17 protein-coding genes are annotated in these 17,509 nt (G+C 70.8%); 1 reads left to right on the top strand and 16 read right to left on the bottom strand.

From position 1 onward, the window contains the following. From HMPREF0063_RS09675 to HMPREF0063_RS09740, 14 genes are all read right to left on the bottom strand, one after another. On the bottom strand, nucleotides 1-972 hold a 972-nt coding region (locus tag HMPREF0063_RS09675), incomplete at its 3' end, for a thymidine phosphorylase (RefSeq protein ID WP_040320745.1). 29 nt (nucleotides 973-1,001) lie between these two features. Then, nucleotides 1,002-2,198, bottom strand: coding sequence for a cytochrome P450 (locus tag HMPREF0063_RS09680; RefSeq protein ID WP_007078482.1), 1,197 nt, complete (start codon nucleotides 2,196-2,198; stop codon nucleotides 1,002-1,004). Nucleotides 2,199-2,208: 10 nt separating this feature from the next. Further along, nucleotides 2,209-2,568 carry a cytidine deaminase gene (locus tag HMPREF0063_RS16975; RefSeq protein WP_050761021.1) on the bottom strand — a complete coding sequence of 120 codons (360 nt, stop codon included), beginning with the start codon at nucleotides 2,566-2,568 and terminating at the stop codon, nucleotides 2,209-2,211. Between the two features lie 86 nt (nucleotides 2,569-2,654). Then, nucleotides 2,655-3,890, bottom strand: coding sequence for an ABC transporter permease (locus HMPREF0063_RS16980; protein ID WP_007078484.1), 1,236 nt, complete (start codon nucleotides 3,888-3,890; stop codon nucleotides 2,655-2,657). Continuing rightward, nucleotides 3,891-4,973: an ABC transporter permease gene (locus tag HMPREF0063_RS09695; protein ID WP_040320225.1), complete on the bottom strand. Its 1,083-nt coding sequence runs from the start codon at nucleotides 4,971-4,973 to the stop codon at nucleotides 3,891-3,893. Continuing rightward, nucleotides 4,970-6,475, bottom strand: a complete 1,506-nt coding sequence (locus HMPREF0063_RS09700; protein WP_007078486.1) for an ABC transporter ATP-binding protein — start codon at nucleotides 6,473-6,475, stop codon at nucleotides 4,970-4,972. Before HMPREF0063_RS09700 ends, HMPREF0063_RS09695 begins: the two co-directional genes overlap by 4 nt. Nucleotides 6,476-6,608: 133 nt before the next feature. Then, a complete protein-coding gene (locus tag HMPREF0063_RS09705) occupies nucleotides 6,609-7,682 on the bottom strand; it encodes a BMP family lipoprotein (protein ID WP_007078487.1) in 1,074 nt (357 codons plus the stop codon). A gap of 155 nt (nucleotides 7,683-7,837) precedes the next feature. Then, a complete protein-coding gene (locus tag HMPREF0063_RS09710) occupies nucleotides 7,838-9,004 on the bottom strand; it encodes an amidohydrolase (RefSeq protein WP_007078488.1) in 1,167 nt (388 codons plus the stop codon). Between the two features lie 38 nt (nucleotides 9,005-9,042). Beyond that, nucleotides 9,043-9,471 carry an SRPBCC family protein gene (locus HMPREF0063_RS09715; protein ID WP_007078489.1) on the bottom strand — a complete coding sequence of 143 codons (429 nt, stop codon included), beginning with the start codon at nucleotides 9,469-9,471 and terminating at the stop codon, nucleotides 9,043-9,045. Nucleotides 9,472-9,529: 58 nt separating this feature from the next. Next, nucleotides 9,530-10,822, bottom strand: a complete 1,293-nt coding sequence (locus tag HMPREF0063_RS09720) for an MFS transporter (RefSeq protein WP_007078490.1) — start codon at nucleotides 10,820-10,822, stop codon at nucleotides 9,530-9,532. Further along, nucleotides 10,819-11,229 carry a MarR family winged helix-turn-helix transcriptional regulator gene (locus tag HMPREF0063_RS09725; RefSeq protein WP_040320226.1) on the bottom strand — a complete coding sequence of 137 codons (411 nt, stop codon included), beginning with the start codon at nucleotides 11,227-11,229 and terminating at the stop codon, nucleotides 10,819-10,821. The genes HMPREF0063_RS09720 and HMPREF0063_RS09725 overlap by 4 nt, the downstream gene beginning before the upstream one ends. Nucleotides 11,230-11,358: 129 nt before the next feature. Beyond that, the gene (locus tag HMPREF0063_RS09730) at nucleotides 11,359-12,108 is read right to left on the bottom strand and encodes a succinate dehydrogenase/fumarate reductase iron-sulfur subunit (RefSeq protein ID WP_007078492.1); all 750 of its coding nucleotides are present in this window, start codon (nucleotides 12,106-12,108) and stop codon (nucleotides 11,359-11,361) included. A 13-nt stretch (nucleotides 12,109-12,121) separates the two neighbouring features. Next, complete coding sequence (locus HMPREF0063_RS09735; protein ID WP_007078493.1) at nucleotides 12,122-14,110, bottom strand: fumarate reductase/succinate dehydrogenase flavoprotein subunit; 1,989 nt, start codon at nucleotides 14,108-14,110, stop codon at nucleotides 12,122-12,124. Between the two features lies 1 nt (nucleotide 14,111). Further along, entirely contained in the window at nucleotides 14,112-14,831 is a 720-nt protein-coding gene (locus tag HMPREF0063_RS09740; protein ID WP_040320227.1) for a succinate dehydrogenase cytochrome b subunit, read from the bottom strand. An 86-nt stretch (nucleotides 14,832-14,917) separates the two neighbouring features. On the opposite strand from HMPREF0063_RS09740, the gene HMPREF0063_RS09745 reads away from it, so the two are divergent. Next, a complete protein-coding gene (locus HMPREF0063_RS09745) occupies nucleotides 14,918-15,793 on the top strand; it encodes a LysR substrate-binding domain-containing protein (protein WP_007078495.1) in 876 nt (291 codons plus the stop codon). A gap of 77 nt (nucleotides 15,794-15,870) precedes the next feature. Here HMPREF0063_RS09745 and HMPREF0063_RS09750 read toward each other — a convergent pair whose 3' ends face one another. Both HMPREF0063_RS09750 and trpS read right to left on the bottom strand, forming a co-directional pair. After that, a complete protein-coding gene (locus tag HMPREF0063_RS09750; RefSeq protein WP_007078496.1) occupies nucleotides 15,871-16,392 on the bottom strand; it encodes a 2'-5' RNA ligase family protein in 522 nt (173 codons plus the stop codon). 34 nt (nucleotides 16,393-16,426) lie between these two features. Then, nucleotides 16,427-17,467: a tryptophan--tRNA ligase gene (gene trpS, locus HMPREF0063_RS09755; protein WP_007078497.1), complete on the bottom strand. Its 1,041-nt coding sequence runs from the start codon at nucleotides 17,465-17,467 to the stop codon at nucleotides 16,427-16,429. Nucleotides 17,468-17,509 lie beyond the last annotated feature (42 nt).

The following is a 17,509-nucleotide window of genomic DNA, read 5'->3' on the forward strand; positions in this document are numbered from 1 at the left end:
CGCCGCGGCCCTGACCTCGTGGGTCTCGCGCGGGCGGGCGAGGGGCGCGTCGGGGTCCCCACCCTGGGCCCGGACCATGCGGCGCCAGACGTCCATGGCGCGGCCGTCGGCGAGCGCGTCGGCCGGGTCGACGTCGGGCCGGCCGGCGGCGGCCAGCATCTCGCGCGCCAGGGCCAGGGTCAGCTCGACGACGTCGCCGGGTCCTCCTCCGGCCAGCACCTCGACCGACTCGGTCACCTCGATCGCGTTGCCGGCCGTCATCCCCAGCGGCGTCGACATGTCGGTGAGCAGGGCGACCGTGGCGACGCCCGCGTCCTGGCCCAGGGCGACCATGGTCGCGGCCAGCTCGCGCGCCTGGTCGATCTCCTTCATGAACGCTCCGGACCCGACCTTGACGTCCAGCACCAGCGAGCCGGTGCCCTCGGCGATCTTCTTGCTCATGATGGAGCTGGCGATCAGCGGGATCGCCTCGACCGTGCCGGTGACGTCGCGCAACGCGTACAGCTTCTTGTCCGCCGGCGCGAGACCCGGGCCCGCCGCGCAGATGACGGCCCCGACGTCGTCGAGCTGGGCGAGGATCTCGGCGTTCGTCAGGTCGGCCCGCCAGCCGGGGATCGACTCCAGCTTGTCGAGGGTGCCGCCGGTGTGGCCGAGCCCCCGACCCGACAGCTGGGGCACCGCCACACCGCAGGCAGCGACCAGCGGGGCGAGCGGCAGCGTGATCTTGTCGCCCACCCCGCCGGTGGAGTGCTTGTCCGCCGTGGGCCGGCTGAGCCCGGAGAAGTCCATCCGCTCCCCCGAGGCGATCATGGCCGCGGTCCACCGGGCGATCTCCGGACGGTCCATGCCGTTGAGCAGGATCGCCATCGCGAGGGCGGCCATCTGCTCGTCGGCCACCACGCCACGGGTGTAGGCGTCGACGACCCAGTCGATCTGCGGATCGGTGAGTCGGTGACCGTCGCGCTTGGCCATGATCACCTCGACGGCGTCGAACGATTCGGTCACGAGCTTCCTTCCAGGTCGACCACGAGGGTCCGGTAGCCGCGCAGCACCCAGGTGGGACGTCGGGGCGAGGTGCCGGCGAGGGTCAGGCGTGGATGCCGCCGCAACAACGCGGCGAGGCTGATCTGCAGCTCCAGACGCGCGAGCGGCGCGCCGAGACAGAAGTGCGGTCCCAGCCCGAACCCGACGTGCGGGTTGGGGTCGCGGGCCGGGTCGAACCGGTCGGGATCGTCGAACACGGCCGCGTCACGGTTGGCCGACCCCATGAGGCAGGCGACCTTCTCACCGGCGACGACCCGCTGCCCGGCGATCTCGACGTCGGCGGTGGCCGTGCGCTCGAACAGCTGCAGGGGTGCGTCGAACCGGATCAGCTCCTCCAGCGCGACGTCGACCGGCACCTCGCCACCCGCGACCCGGGCGACCTCGGCCGGGTGCTCCAGCAGGGCGTGCACCCCGTTGCCGAACACGTTGACCGAGGCCTCGTGCCCCGCGTTGAGCAGCAGCACGACGGTGGCGACCAGCTCGTCCTCGGACAGGCTCTCGCCGTCGGCCCGCTCCGCCAGGAGGTCGGTGATCAGGTCGTCGCCCGGGGTGCGCCTGCGGTGCTGCAGCACGTCGCGGACGTATGCGTCGAACTCCACCGAGGCCGACACCGCCGCCGAGCGGACCGACTCGTCGACCGCCGGCTCGTACATGTGCACGATCGCCTGCGACCAGTCGCGCAGCACGGTGTGGTCGGACCGGGGAACGCCCAGCAGGTCGGCGATGACGTACACCGGCATCGGCTCGGCGTAGTCGGCGAGCAGGTCGACCGTCCCGTCGAGCCGGCCGGCCATCTCGGTGGCAAGCTCCTCGATGCGGGGTCGCATCCGCTCCACGTGCCCCCGGGAGAACGCTCCCGCCAGCAGGCGACGCATGCGGGTGTGGACCGGTGGCTCGTTCTCCATGAGCTGGTTGCGGTGCAGCGCGTTGAACGGTTCCATCCGGCCGACGGGTTCCCAGTCGGTCCAGATCCGCCCGAGGCGACGGTCCCGCAGGGTCGCCGTGACGGCACCGTGGGTGGTCGCCAGCCACCGCCCCCCGGCGTCGTGCCACACCATGGGTCCGGCCGCGCGCAGGCCGGCCAGGGTCGGGTAGGGGTCGTCGACGAACCCCGGGTCCCCGAGGTCCACCTCGACGGTGGGCCGGCTCGTCACGGGGTGAGGGTCACGGGTTCGGGCCCCCGGCGCGCAGGTCGGTGGCGTCGAAGGCGTCGGGCAGGACGTCGGCCATCGTGCGGACCCCGTGGGCGGTGAGCAGCTGCATCGTGGGACCGCCGTTCTCCCACAACAGCTGTCGGCAGCGTCCGCACGGCATCAGGGGTCGACCCGCTCCGTCGACGCAGACCACCGCCACCAACCGGCCGCCGCCGGTGGAGTGCAGGGCCGAGACCATCCCGCACTCGGCGCACAGCGCCACACCGTACGCCGCGTTCTCGACGTTGCAGCCCAGCACGACCCGGCCGTCGTCGACCAGCCCGGCCGCACCGACCGGGTAGTCGGAGTACGGCGCGTACGCCCGCCCCATGACCTCGGTGGCGTACCGCGTGAGGGCGTCCCAGTCGATCGGGTCGTCGGCACCGGAGATGCCGAGCCCCGGCACGTCGGTGGCCACTAGCCGGCCCCCCCTCGTCGATAGGGTTTGCCGTCGGCCGCGGGCATCCGTAGTCGCGCCCCGGCGACCGCGAGCACGAACAGGGTGATGACGTACGGGGTCATGCCCGTGAAGGCGCTCGGCACGGCGTCGGTGGTGGCGAACCACACCAGCAGCAGCACCGCGATGGCGGCGATGACGCCGGCCGTGACCCGCTCGGTGCTGCGGTACTTCACGACGGCGTAGGCCAGCAGGAAGATCGCGATGAGCAGCAGCAGCGACCGCACCAGCGGGCCGTTGTTCGGCAGCAGGCTGATGCCGTCGGTGTAGCCGAACATGAGCGACCCCGCCACGACGCCGCTGGGGCGCCAGTTGCCGAAGATCATCGCGGCCAGACCGATGTAGCCGCGGCCGCCGGTCTGCCCCACGGTGAACGACGACGAGGCCACCATCGTCAGGTAGGCACCGCCGAGACCCGCGAAGGCTCCCGAGACCATGACGGCGACGTACTTGTACCGGTACACGTCGACGCCGAGCGTCTCGGCGGCCTGCGGGTTCTCGCCGCACGACCGCAGGCGCAGGCCGAAAGCGGTCCGCCACAGCAGCCAGGCAGTGCCGACCACCAGCACCACCACCAGGACGGTCAGCAACGAGACCCGCGTGGTCAGGGCTGCGACCGCCCCGGCGACGTCGGACACCACGAAGATGTTCCGCTCGGCGACCGACAGGGCGGCGTCGGACACCCCGGGGACGGTGATGTTCGGCAACGTCTCGTACCCGGACAGGTTGCGCGGTCCGCCCCCCTCGAGGTCCTCGAAGAACGACTTGGCGAGGAACCCGATCGCCCCGAGGCTGATGATGTTGATCGCGACGCCGGAGATGATGTGGTCCACCCCGAACGACACGGTCGCGACCGCGTGCAGCAGCCCGCCGAGCAGTCCCATGCCCGCCGCGCCGAGCAGACCGACGTACGGTCCGTGGTGGTACGCGAAGAACGCCGCGCCCCAGGTGCCGAGCAGCATCTGCCCCTCGAGGCCGATGTTCACGATGCCCGCCCGCTCCGCCCAGAGCCCGCCGATGCCGGCGAGCAGGATCGGGCAGGCGGCGATGATCGCGGCGCGCAGCGTCCCGGGACTGGAGATCCGGTCGGCGCCCGTGATGACCCGCACCGCGGCGATCGTGGCCACGACGGCCAGGGCCATCAGGATCATCGTGTAGCGGTAGGTGCGGATCCGCGCGATCTGGTCGGTCGCCATCTAGACCACCGCCTCCCGCTCGGTGGCCAGCTCTCGGGCGACCCGTTCGGACTCGGCCTTGGCCTGACGCCGGCGCACCACCTCGTAGGCCACGACGACCGCGAGCACGACGATGCCCTGCGTGATGTCGACGACCTCCTTGGCGATCCCCTCGCGCTGCAGACCGTTGGACTGCGCCGCGAGGAAGGCGAACAGGACCGCGCCGAAGAAGATCCCCACCACCCGGTTGCGGCCCAGGAGCGCGACCGCCAGGCCGGTGAACCCGAGCCCGGCCTGGAAGTTCTCGGGGATGCCGAACTTCTGCACCGAGCCGAAGTACGCCGGCATCCAGACCAGCCCGGCGATCGCTCCCGAGAGGGCCATGGAGATCAGCACCATGCGCGGCACCGAGACGCCGCTGGCCAGGGCCGCCGTCGGTGACTCGCCGGCGACCCGCAGGTCGAAGCCGAACCGGGTGCGCGACAGCAGGAACCAGTAGCCGGCGCCCACCGCGAGCGCCACGACCGTGAGGGCCCAGACGTCCGGCGCCCCGGCGATGACGCCGAAGCCGAGGGGCTGGCTGCTGGGGGGCAGCGGCGTGGTGGTGAAGGTCAGTCCGCTCTCGACGCCGTACCGCTGCACGAGGTAGCCGGCCATCGTCAGGGCGATGTAGTTGAGCATGATGGCGCTGATCACCTCGCTGACGCCGCGCGTGACCTTCAGGATCCCCGCGATCGAGGCGTAGAGGCCGCCCGCGACGACGGCGACCACCAGGGTGGCGAGGATGTTCAACGGCCCCGGCACCAGGCCCGCCCCGCCGAAGAACCCGGCGGCGCAGGCGGCGACGATGTACTGGCCCTCGACCCCGATGTTGAACAGGCCCATGCGGAAGCCGATGGCCGCTGCGAAGGCCGACAGCGCGAGCATCGACGACTGGTTCACGATGTTGACGAGGATCCGGTCGTTCGGGACCGAGAACACCGTCGTCAGGAACGCCGTCGCCGACCCGCCCGAGAGCACGATGACGGCGCTGGTGGCGGCGACGGCCAACGCCACCGCGACGAGGGGCGGCAGCAGCGACGAGACGATCGAGGCGCGCTTCATGCGTCAGCTCCTCCGGTCATGGCGGCCCCGAGGTCGGAGGCGGTCACCTCGCCGGGGTCGAAGCGGGCGGTGAGGCGGCCGCGCAGGACGACCTCGAGCCGGTCGGACAGTCCGATCAGCTCGTCCAGGTCGGCCGACACCAGCAGGACCCCGAGACCTTGTCGCCGGGCCGCCCGGATGTGGTCCCAGATGGCGGCCTGGGCACCGACGTCGACGCCCCGGGTGGGGTGGGACGCGATCAGCAGGATCGGGTCACCGCTCATCTCGCGGCCCACGATGAACTTCTGCTGGTTGCCGCCGGAGAGCGCTCGGGCCGTGGTGTCGATGCCCGGGGTCCGGACGTCGAACTCCTCGACGATCCGCTGCGCGTCGGCGCGGGCCCCACGGGCGTTGATGAACGGTCCCCGGACGCTGGGCGCGGAGGTCTGGTGGCCGAGGATCCGGTTCTCCCACAGCGGGTAGTCGAGCACGAGACCGTGGCGGTGCCGGTCCTCCGGGACGAAACCGACCCCCCGGTCGCGGACCTGCCGCGTGCTGAGGTCCGTGATGTCCTCGCCGGACAGGGTGATCGTCCCCGCCGAGCAGCGCTGCAGACCCATCACGACCTCGACCAGCTCGGACTGACCGTTGCCCTCGACGCCGGCGATGCCGACGACCTCGCCGCGGTGGACCGCGAGCGACACGTCCGACAGCACCGCGCGGCCGCCGTCACCGCGCACCGTGACGCCTGCGAGCTCGAGCACGACCTGGTCGGTCACGGTGGACTCGCTGGTGTCCGGCGACGGCAGCTCGGACCCGACCATCAGCTCGGCGAGCTCGCGCTTGGTGGCGGTCGCGGGGTCGGCGGTGCCGACCGTGGTGCCGCGTCGCATGACGGTGATCCGGTCGGCGATCTGCAGCACCTCGTCGAGCTTGTGCGAGATGAACAGCACCGAGCAGCCGTCGGCGACGAGCTCCCGCAGGTTGGCGAACAGCGCGTCGACCTCCTGCGGCACCAGCACGGCCGTGGGCTCATCGAGGATGATCAGCTGCGCACCCCGGTAGAGCACCTTGAGGATCTCGACCCGTTGGCGGTCGGCGACGCCGAGCTTCTCGACCAGGACGTCGGGCGAGAGGCCGAACCCGAAGCGCCCCGAGATCTTCTCGATCTCCGCCCGGGCGCGGTCGCCGATCCCATGCCGCTTCTCGGCGCCCAGCACGATGTTCTCCAGCACCGACAGGTTGTCGGCCAGCATGAAGTGCTGGAACACCATGCCGATGCCGGCCTCGATCGCGTCGGTGGGCGAGTCGAAGGTGACCTCGCGGCCGTCGACGCTGATCGTGCCGTCGTCGGCCGACTGGACGCCGTACAGGATCTTCATCAGGGTCGACTTGCCGGCACCGTTCTCGCCGATCAGCGCATGCACCGACCCGGGAGCGATGTGCAGGTCGACGTCGTGGTTGGCGATGACCCCCGGGAATCGCTTCCCGATGCCCCGCAGCTCGACCTCGATGCTCGTCACGCGCCCATCCTTCCCCAGATTCCTCGTCGGCACATCATCCTCGGTGACCAGCCGTGGTCGGGCCGGCAGCGACGACCGAGCCCGGGACCCGCTGCGTGCGGGACCCGGGCTCGGTCGTGCGACAGTGCCGGACCTACGGGGCCTCGGGCACCGTGATGTCGCCGGCGATGATCTGCGCCTTGTAGTCCTCCAGCGCCGCGATCGTCTCGGGGGTCAGGAACCCGCCGGACGTCGAGTAGCCGACACCGTCGTCGGCCAGCGTGAACACCGTGTAGCTCGAGGCCGGCTCACCCTCGACGACCGAGGAGATGAATCCGTAGGTCGCGGTGTCGACGCGCTTGAGCATCGAGGTGATGATGGTCGGCTTCTGTGCGTCACCGGCGGTGAGGAACTGGTCGGAGTCGACGCCGATGGCCTTCTGGCCGGCCTCGACGGCCGCGTCGAAGACGCCCGAGCCCGAGCCGCCCGCCGCGTGGAACACGATGTCCGCACCCGAGGCGTACAGGCCGTCGGCCGCCGCCTTGCCACCGGCAGGATCGCCGAAGCCCTTGGGGTCGGACTGCTCGATGTAGGTCGACTCGACCGTGACGTCGGGGTCGGCCGCCTCGGCGCCGGCGACGAAGCCGGCCTCGAACTTCTGGATCAGCGCGTTGTTGACGCCGCCGACGAAGCCGAGCTGGCCGGTCTCGGACTGCAGGGCCGCCGCGGCACCCACGAGGAAGGAGCCCTCGTTCTCGGCGAACCCGAGGTAGGCCACGTTGCAGTTGACGTCCTCGTCGGGATCGAACCCGTCGATGATGGCGAAGGCGACGTCCGGGTAGTCCGGCGCGACGGCGTTGACCGACTCGCTGTAGGCGAAGCCGACACCGATGATGGTGTTGAAGCCGTCCTCGGCGAAGCCGCGCAGCCGCTCCTCGCGGGCCGCCTCGTCCTCGTTGTCGGACGCCTCGCCCTCGGCGAACTCGACACCGAACTCCTGCACGGCCTGGTCGAGTCCGGCGTAGGCCGAGTCGTTGAACGACTGGTCGCCGCGTCCGCCGACGTCGTAGGCGAGCGCGACCCGCGGGTCACCCTCGATCTGGGTGGGCTCGCAGGTGACCTCCTCAGCGGCTGAGGTGTCCTCGTCGTCGTCGGCGGCGGTGCCGCAGGCGGACAGGACCAGACCACACGTCGCGACGGCGACGGAGTACTTGGCAAGACGACGCAAAATTCCTCCTGGAAGCATCGGCCGGGTGCTGCACCCGGCTCGACGCCGACCCTAATCGGCGCAGGTGTCGCGCGGCAGGGGCTCCGCCGGATTGGCGGCCTCCGTAACCGATTTGTCACCGACCGGACCGGGCCGGGCAGCCGCCGGCGCCCCGGTCAGACGACGGCGGCCGCGGCGAGCACCCGTGCTCCGGCCGCGATCGCGCGCTCGTCCACACGCAGGTTGCCCTGGTGCAGGTCGAAGGTCGGGCCGTCGGGGGTGCGGGTGCCGAGCCGGCCCATCGCCCCGGGGACCGCCTCGACGTACCAGGCGAAGTCCTCGCCGCCGAGGCTCTGGGTGGTCGACGCCACGGCACCCGGCCCGATCGCAGAGCTGACCGCCCGGCGCAGCGTCTCGGTGGCGTCGAAGTCGTTGACGACCGGCGGCACGCCCCGGACGTAGACCACGTCGGCGCTGACGCCGAACGGCTCGATGATGTCGGCGATGAGGCCGCGCACCAGGTGTTCGGCCTGGTGCCAGGCCGCGGCGTCGAGCATGCGCAGGGTGCCGGTGAGCTCACCGGTGGCCGGGATGACGTTGGCGGCGTTGCCCGCCCGGAGCTGGCCCCACACCATGCTCGCCCCGGCGCGGGGGTCGAAGCGTCGGGACAGGACGGCCGGCAGCTGGGTGACCAGGCTGCCCAGGGCGTAGGTCAGGTCCTCGGTGAGGTGGGGCCGCGAGGTGTGCCCGCCACGACCGCTGAGCGTCACGTGGATCCGGTCCGACGCGCCGGTGATCGGTCCTTCGCGCAACCCCACCTGGCCCACGTCGAGCGACGGGTCGCAGTGCAGGGCGTAGATGCGGTGCACCCCCTTGAGGACACCCTGGGACAGCAGCCGCAGGGCACCGCCGGGCATGACCTCCTCGGCGGGCTGGAAGATCAACCGGACCCGCACCGGCAGTCCGTGCGTCCGGTGCGCCTGGGCGAGGGCCACCCCGGCTCCGACCAGGGAGGCCACGTGCACGTCGTGCCCGCAGGCGTGCGCGACGCCGGGGGTGGTCGACCTCCACGGGTCCTGCGTGGTGTCGGGGATGGGCAGCGCATCGAGGTCGGCGCGCAGGGCCACGATGGGGCCCTCCGCGGGTCCGATCTCGGCCACGACGCCGGTGCCGGGCAACCGCTCGACCGCGATGTCGGACTTGTCCAGCCAGGCGGCGACGCGATCGGTGGTGCGCTCCTCGGCCCACGACAGCTCGGGGTCGGCGTGGATCGCCCGACGGAGCTCGATCAGGTCAGGGGTGATGACCTCGATCGACCGGGCGAGCGACTCGACGATGGACATCGGACCATCCTACGCCGCCCTCCGCGGACGATCCCGGGTCAGCGGTTCAGCACGTCCTGGATCTGCTCGACGGTCTCGTCGGCCAGCGACTGCAGCTTCCTGCCGAACAGCAGCGGCGCCAGCAGGTTGATCGGGAACCGGAAGTCGAAGTCGGCCCGGTAGTCCATCCGGGTCCGCTCGCCGTCCCGGGTGAAGGTGAGGTGGTCGGTCGCGGTCGCGGTCTTGTTGCGTCCGCGGCACACGAACTGCGTCGGGCGGTCGTACCCGATGGTCTCGTAGGTCAGGGACGTCGTGCGCCCCATGAACTGCGAGGTGTTGGTGTAGGTCGTGCCCAGACCGCCGTCACCGGAGGTCCGCCGGGTCTCGACCGTGCCAGGGTCCCACTCGTTGGTGTTCTCGAAGTCGGCGAAGTAGTCGAAGGTCTGCTCGATGGGACGGTTCACCACGAAGCTGCGTCGGACGTGCATGACTCCACGCTAGGCCCACCCCGGGCGGGCGCAAGCCCACCGACGGGCGACGGGCCGGTCAGACGACCTCGAGGTCCGCCGGTACCGCCGCGCCGTGGCGGCGCCGGGCGTGCCACTCCTCGGTCAGGGCGCGCGGCCCCTGCCCGGTCCGGTGCAGGAACCACCCGGTGGCCACGGCGATGCCGGTGCCGGCCAGCAGGCCGGTCGCGACCAGGGCGACCCGCGGTCCGAGCTGTTCGGCCGCCAGCCCGACGAGCGGCGCGCTCGCGGGCACGCTCCCGATGAACACCATCAGGTACAGCGCCGCCACCCGCCCCCGCATGGCCGGTGCCGACGTCATCTGGATGAGCGCGTTGGCCGTCGAGGCCATCGTGATCACGGTGAGACCGACGAGCGGCAGCACCGCGGCGTAGGTCAGGTAGGTCGGCATCAGACCGGACGCGACCTGCACGACCGCGAAGGCCAGACCGGCGCCGAGCACGAAGCGCAACCGGGGAACGGCCCGGCGAGCCGCCAGGAGCGCCCCGGCGAGTGATCCGACGGCGAGCACCGACCCGAGGACCCCGTACTCCTGGGCACCGAGGCCGAAGACCTCGGTCGCCATGAGGGCGCTGGTGATCTGGAAGTTCATGCCGAACCCACCGAGGAAGAACACGCACCACAGCACGAGGACCAGGTCGGGCCGCGACCTGACGTACCGCACCCCCTCCAGCACGGCGCCGCGACGCGGTCCGACGACCGCGGCGGGGTGCAGCCGGACCGGGTCCAGCATCTGCAGGGCCGCGTAGGCCGCGCCGTAGCTCAGGGCGTTGAGGCAGATGACCCAGCCGGTGCCGGTCACCCCGGACCCGAGGGCGGCGATCAGCAGACCGGCCACGCCCGGCCCCAGCAGCCGTCCGGCGTTGAACGACGCCGAGTTGAGCGCCACCGCGTTGCTGAGGTCGACGTCGTCGACCATCTCCGGCACGAACGACTGGCGGGCCGGGGCCTCGAGGGCCCGGCCGATGCCGAACACGAAGGCCAGCGTGTACACGTGCCACAGCTCGACGACTCCGGTCACCGCGAGCACGCCGAGCACCCCGGCCGGCACGGCCATCGCCACCTGCATGACGCGCAGGACGGTCCGCTTGTCCACCTGGTCGGCGAGCACACCACCCATCGGCGACAGCAGCAGGGTGGGCAGGAGCTGCAGGGCCAGGGTGATGCCGAGCGCGGTGCCCGAACCGGTGAGCTCGAGGACGAGCCAGGCCTGGGCCGTCAGCATCATCCAGGTGCCGACGTTCGAGACGAGGGACCCCACGGCGTAGACCCGGTAGTTGCGGACCGCGAGGGAGCGGAAGGTGGGACTCACGTGTCGGAGAGGTCCGTCAGGATCGCGGCAGCCTCCCGCAGCAGGGCGCGTTCGCGGGGGCCGAGGTGCTTCAACCGGGTCTGCAGCCAGGCGTCACGCCGGCTGCGCTCCTCGCCGAGCACCTTCTCCCCCAGCTTCGACAGCGAGACGACGACCTGGCGGCCGTCCTGCGGGTGGGGCTCACGTTCGACCAGACCGTCCTCGGCCAGGCAGTTGAGCGTGCGGGTGATCGTCGGCGGGCGGACCCGCTCGTGGGCGGCCAGGCTCGACGGCGTGGTCGGTCCCAGGGCCCGCAGGGCCCCGAGGATCGACAGCTGGGTGGGCGTCAGGTCGGACTGCCGCTCCTGACGGAGGCGGCGGTTGAGACGGGCCACCGCCAGGGCGAGACGTTCTGAGTCGGTGGGCATGTCTTTAGCATAGGTCATGACTCCAAGTAATGACCTGTGGTGAACGACCTCGTCAGGCTCCCGGGCCCCGGAGACGGCAACGGCCCCCCTCGACCGTGGTCGAGGAGGGCCGTCGCGTCGGCGGAGGTGTCAGCCGATCGTCTGCTTGGTCAGCGCGCCCAGCAGGTCGCGATTGAGCTGACTGATGACGTCGAGCGGGATGCCCTTGGGGCAGGCCGCGGTGCACTCGCCGATGTTGGTGCACCCGCCGAAGCCCTCGGCATCGTGCTGCTCGACCATGCCGAGCACCCGTGAGTCACGCTCGGCCTGACCCTGCGGCAACAGCCCCAGGTGCGTGATCTTGGCTGCGGTGAAGAGCATCGCCGAACCGTTGGGGCAGGCAGCCACGCAGGCGCCGCACCCGATGCAGGTCGCTGCCTCGAACGCGTGGTCGGCGTTGTCCTTGGGCACCGGGGTGGCGTTGGCCTCGGGAGCCGAGCCGGTCGGAGCCGTGATGTAGCCGCCCGCCTGGATGATCCGGTCGAACGACCCGCGGTCGACGACCAGGTCCTTGACGACCGGGAACGCGCCCGCCCGCCACGGCTCGATGTCCAGCACGTCGCCGTCGGAGAACGACCGCATGTGCAGCTGGCAGGTGGTCGTGACCTCCGGTCCGTGCGGGATGCCGTTGATGACGACGCCGCACGAGCCGCAGATGCCCTCGCGGCAGTCGTGGTCGAAGGCGACCGGGTCGTGCCCCTCGATGGTCAGCTGCTCGTTGAGGACGTCGAGCATCTCGAGGAACGACATGTCCTCGCTGACGTCGTCGAGCGGGTACGCGACCATCTCGCCGGCGACCGAGGCGTTCTTCTGGCGCCAGACGTTGACGGTGATCTTCACTGGTGGCTCTCCATCACTTGTAGGACCGGGCCTTCATCTCCACGTACTCGTACTCCAACGGCTCCTTGTGCAGGACCGGCTTGTCGCCGTCACCCGCCGGGTGCTCCCAGGCCGCGACGTAGGCGTACTCGTCGTCGTGACGCAGCGCCTCGCCGTCCTCGGTCTGGCTCTCCACCCGGAAGTGACCTCCGCACGACTCCTGACGGTCCAGCGCGTCGATGCACATCAGCTCGCCGAGCTCGATGAAGTCGGCCACGCGGCCGGCCTTCTCGAGGGCCTGGTTGAACTCCTCGGCCTCACCGGTCACCTTGACGTTGGTCCAGAACTCCTCCTTGAGGGCCCGGATCTGGCCGATGGCCTTGACGAGTCCCTCCTCGGAGCGCTCCATGCCGCAGTAGTCCCACATGATGTGGCCGAGCTCCTTGTGGAAGGAGTCGACCGTGCGGGAGCCATTGATCGCCAGCAGCTTCGTGATCCGCTCCTCGACCGCCTGCCGGGCCTCGACGACCGCGGGGTGGGAGTCGTCGATCTTCTCGAACGGGCTGGCGGCCAGGTAGTCGGCCAGGGTGTTCGGCAGCACGAAGTAGCCGTCGGCCAGACCCTGCATGAGCGCGGACGCACCGAGCCGGTTCGCCCCGTGGTCGGAGAAGTTCGCCTCGCCGGTGCAGAACAGACCGGTGATCGAGGTCTGCAGGTCGTAGTCGACCCACAGGCCACCCATCACGTAGTGCACGGCCGGGTAGATGCGCATCGGCTCGCTGTACGGGTCCTCACCGGTGATCCGGGCGTACATGTCGAACAGGTTGCCGTACTTGGCCTCGACCGCCGGGCGGCCGAGTCGCTCGATGGCGTCGGCGAAGTCGAGGTAGACCCCGAGCCCGCCGGGCCCGACACCCTTGCCGTCGTCGCACTGGTACTTGGCGGCCCGCGACGCGATGTCGCGGGGCACCAGGTTGCCGAACGAGGGGTAGATGCGCTCGAGGTAGTAGTCGCGCTCGTCCTCGGGGATCTGGCTGGCGGGACGCTCGTCGCCGCCCTTCTTGGGCACCCAGATCCGCCCGTCGTTGCGCAACGACTCGCTCATCAGCGTGAGCTTGCTCTGGTAGTCGCCCGAGACGGGGATGCAGGTCGGGTGGATCTGCGTGTAGCAGGGGTTGGCGAAGTAGGCGCCCTTCTTGTGCGCCCGCCACGTGGCCGTGGTGTTGCAGCCCATCGCGTTGGTCGACAGGAAGAACACGTTGCCGTAGCCGCCGGACGCCAGCACGACCGCGTCGGCCGTGTGCGTCTCGATCTCGCCGGTGACCATGTCGCGCACCACGATGCCGCGGGCACGGTCGGTGCCGTCGGCGTCGGGGACGGTGATGAGCTCCAGCATCTCGTGCCGGGTGTTCATCTGGACCGTGCCGGCGCCGATCTGCCGCTCGAGGGCCTGGTAGGCGCCGATCAGCAGCTGCTGTCCGGTCTGACCGCGGGCGTAGAACGTCCGCGAGACCTGCACGCCGCCGAACGAACGGTTGTCGAGCAGTCCGCCGTACTCACGGGCGAACGGGACACCCTGCGCGACGCACTGGTCGATGATGTTCACCGACACCTGGGCGAGGCGGTAGACGTTGGACTCCCGGGCCCGGAAGTCGCCGCCCTTCACGGTGTCGTAGAAGAGGCGGTAGATGCTGTCGCCGTCGTTGCGGTAGTTCTTGGCGGCGTTGATGCCACCCTGCGCGGCGATCGAGTGCGCGCGGCGGGGGCTGTCCTGGTAGCAGAAGCTGACCACCTGGTAGCCGGCCTCGCCGAGGGTCGCCGCGGCCGAGGCGCCGGCGAGACCGGTGCCGACGACGATGACCTTGATCTTGCGCCGGTTGGCGGGGTTGACCAGCTTGGCGTTGAACTTGCGGTCGTCCCACCGGCGCTCGATCGGTCCCGACGGTGCGGCCTCGTCGCGGATGTCGGCACCGACGGTGCGGTACTCCGTGGCGACGGTGTCGGCGTGCGAGTTGTCAGCCATGTCAGCCCTCCAGACCGAGCAGGATCGCCCACGGCGGCAGCAGGAAGCCGATCGTGATGACGAGGGAAACGATGATGGCCAGACCCGTCAGCCGCGAGTCGACGCGGGTCGCGCTGCGGTTGGCGCCGAGGGTCGTGAACGCGCTCCACATGCCGTGCCAGAGGTGGAAACCGACGGCGAGCATCGCCGCGGTGTAGCCGGCGACCACCCACCAGAGCTCGAAGCCGTTGACGACCCGCTCGTACGGGCTGTCGGACGCACCACCGGGGGTGATGACGTTCGCCGTGAGGTGCAGGATGTGGTAGACGATGAACAGCCCGATGACCACGCCGCCCCACCGCAGGGTGAACGAGGCGTAGCTGCGCTGGATGCCGGTGCGGTTCTGGGTCGTGTGGTAGCGCTTGCCCCCCACGTAGCCGGCCGCTCGGCGGTTGCGGCGCACCAGCACCACGACCGCGTAGATGTGCACGAGGATCGCCGCCAGCAGCACGACGCGCACGATCCACAGCAGGCCCTCGTAGGGCAGGATCGGCTCGCCGAACTCGCGCAGGTGCTCGGCATAGCCGTCGAACGACTCCTGCCCCGCGAACACCTTGAGGTTGCCGTACATGTGCAGGAGCAGGTATCCGACCATGATGAGACCGGAGACCGCCATCGAGTACTTCAGCGCGACCGTGGACCGTGAGGCCGGGGTCCGCTTCGTCAGGGAGGAAGTCGCCACGCTTCCACAGTAGGACGGTTCGTCGATTCTGGCTAAGTCATGGTGAGGCTTACTTGCATAGCCGATGGCCATGGCAAACTGGTGGGGTGCAGATCCAGCAGCTCGCCTACTTCGTGGCGGTGGCCCGCGAGCGGCACTTCACCCGTGCGGCCGAGCTGACCGGGGTGTCGCAGCCCAGCCTCTCCAAGCAGATCCGGGTGCTGGAGAACTCGCTCGGCACCCCGTTGTTCGTCCGCAACCGCGGGGCGATCGAGCTGACCAGTGCCGGTGAGGCGCTGCTGCCCCACGCGCAGCGGATCCTCATCGACCTCGAGGGCGCGCAGCAGGCGGTGCACGAGGTGTCGGACCTGCAACGGGGCCGGGTCCGGCTCGGCGCCACCCCGTCGATGTGCGACGGCTTGCTGCCGGAGGTGCTCACGGCGTTCCACGCGCGGCACCCCGGGATCGAGCTGGAGGTCCAGGAGGCCGGTTCGGGCGTCCTGACACGCGAGCTCTCGCAGGGCCGTCTCGACGTCGCCCTGTTGATCGTCCCGCTGCGCACCGACGACCCGGACCTGGAGACCACGGTGCTGCTGACGGAGGACCTGGTGCTCGCCAGCCCGAGGTCCGCGACCCTGCCGGACTCCGTCGAGGTGGCCGCGCTCGCCGATCTCGACCTGGTGATGTTCCGTGAGGGCTACGACCTGCGCGAGGTCACCCTGGCGGCGTGCCGGCAGGCGGGCTTCGCACCACGCCTGGCGGTGGAGGGTGGCGAGATGAGTGCCGTCCTGCGGTTCGTCGAGGCAGGACTGGGTGTCGCGGTCGTGCCGCGGATGGCCCTGGCGACCCGTCCCCACCTGAAGGCGACCCGGCTGACGGGCCCCGCCCTCCAACGCACGATCGCCCTGGCCCACCGGCGCGAGGACGCCCTGCCCCTGGCGGCCCGAGCCTTCCGCCGCGAGCTCCTCGACCACCTCGCCTGACCCCGACCCAGAAGTGCTCCCGAATCAACCGTTCCGAAGGGAAAATCGGTTGGTTCGGGAGCACTTCTGGGTCGGGGTCAGGGGCCGAGGGGGAAGGTGCTGCGGGTGGTCCAGCCGGTGGCCTCGGTGTGGGCGTACAGGACCACCTCGGTCACCGTGAAGTCGCAGGCGAAGTCCGCGAGGTCGTCGTAGGCGCGGTCGAGCGCCGCGTCGTCGAGGTGGTGGGCGACGGTCACGTGCGGGTGGAACGGAAAGGCCGACGCCGGCGTGCCGAGCCGCGTCCGCACCGCCTGCTCGAGCATCTCGGTGTACGAGATGCCCCGACTGACGGTCACGAACACCACCGGGGACACCGGCCGGAAGGTGCCCGTGCCGCGCAGGGTCATGGTGAACGGGGCGATGGTCAACGCCGCGGCGTGCAGCGCGGCACACACCTCGCCGACCCGGTCGGCCTCGATCCGGGTCGGGGGGACGAGCGTCACGTGACTCGGCACGGTCTCGCCGGCCGGGTCCCCGAAGGCGGCCCGCCGGGCCCGCAGGTGCGAGCCGTGCGGCTCGGGCACCGCGATGGCCACACCGATCGTCAACGGGTCGGTCACGCGCCCAGCCTCACGCCCGGCCTCACGACCAGCCTCACGACGGGCGGACGAATCCGGACCGGTCGTAGACCTGCTCCAGGGTCGCGGCCGCCACCTCACGGGCCCTCTCGGCCCCGGCAGCGAGGACCCGGTCGATCTCGGCCCGGTCGTCCAGCAGCTCGCGGGTGCGGTCGCCGAAGCGCTGCACGAAGTCGCCCACCAGGTCGGCGAGGGCCACCTTCAGGTGGCCGTACTGCCGGCCCTCGAACTCGGCGACGATCTCGTCGACCGGACGATCGGTCAGCGCCGCGAAGATCGACAACAGGTTGGAGACGCCGGGCTTGGCGGCGGGGTCGAACACGATCTCGCTGCCGGAGTCGGTGACGGCGGACCGGATCTTCTTGGCGGCCTGCTGCGCGGTGTCGGTGAGGTCGACGACGCCCGCGTGCGACGCGTTCGACCCGCTCATCTTCGCCGTGGGCACCTGCAGGTCGTAGATCTTGGCCGTCGCCTTGACGATGTGCGCCTCCGGCACCGTGAAGGTGTCGCCGAAGCGGTGGTTGAAGCGCTGGGCCAGGTTGCGCGTCAGCTCCACGTGCTGCCGCTGGTCCTCCCCCACCGGCACCCGGTCGGCCTGGTACACCAGGATGTCGGCGGCCATGAGGATCGGGTAGGTGAACAGCCCCACGCTGGCCGCGTCGGAGCCGCCCTTGGCCGACTTGTCCTTGAACTGCGTCATGCGACCGGCCTCACCGAAGCCGGTGATCCCCGACAGGACCCACGCCAGCTGGGCGTGCTCGGGCACGTGGCTCTGCACGAACAGGGCACTGCGGGCCGGGTCGACCCCCGCGGCCAGCAGCTGGGCCGCCGCGACGTAAGTGCGCTCGCGCAGCAGCGCGGGCTCGTACTCCACCGTGATCGCGTGCAGGTCGGGGATGAAGTAGAACGCCTCGAAGTCGTCCTGCAGCGCGACCCACTGCTTGAAAGCCCCGAAGTAGTTGCCGAGGTGGTACGAGTCGGCCGTGGGCTGGGCCCCGGACAGCACCCGGGGTCGGGCGGCGGGCCGGCTGGTGGCAGGGGCGGACATGCTGTGCATTCTGCCAGTGACCGACCGGCGCGCCTCGCCTAGGCTCGGGCC

The sequence above is a fragment of the Aeromicrobium marinum DSM 15272 genome (assembly GCF_000160775.2).
Taxonomy (GTDB): domain Bacteria; phylum Actinomycetota; class Actinomycetes; order Propionibacteriales; family Nocardioidaceae; genus Aeromicrobium; species Aeromicrobium marinum.

Bases quoted from the DNA above. Each gene is read 5' to 3' on its own strand.
- HMPREF0063_RS16975 (WP_050761021.1), bottom strand. From the start codon at position 2,568: ATGGGGCGGGCGTACGCGCCGTACTCCGACTACCCGGTCGGTGCGGCC.
- HMPREF0063_RS16980 (WP_007078484.1), bottom strand. From the start codon at position 3,890: ATGGCGACCGACCAGATCGCGCGGATCCGCACCTACCGCTACACGATG.
- HMPREF0063_RS09695 (WP_040320225.1), bottom strand. From the start codon at position 4,973: ATGAAGCGCGCCTCGATCGTCTCGTCGCTGCTGCCGCCCCTCGTCGCG.
- HMPREF0063_RS09710 (WP_007078488.1), bottom strand. From the start codon at position 9,004: ATGTCCATCGTCGAGTCGCTCGCCCGGTCGATCGAGGTCATCACCCCT.
- HMPREF0063_RS09715 (WP_007078489.1), bottom strand. From the start codon at position 9,471: ATGCACGTCCGACGCAGCTTCGTGGTGAACCGTCCCATCGAGCAGACC.
- HMPREF0063_RS09725 (WP_040320226.1), bottom strand. From the start codon at position 11,229: ATGCCCACCGACTCAGAACGTCTCGCCCTGGCGGTGGCCCGTCTCAAC.
- HMPREF0063_RS09735 (WP_007078493.1), bottom strand. From the start codon at position 14,110: ATGGCTGACAACTCGCACGCCGACACCGTCGCCACGGAGTACCGCACC.
- trpS (WP_007078497.1), bottom strand. From the start codon at position 17,467: ATGCACAGCATGTCCGCCCCTGCCACCAGCCGGCCCGCCGCCCGACCC.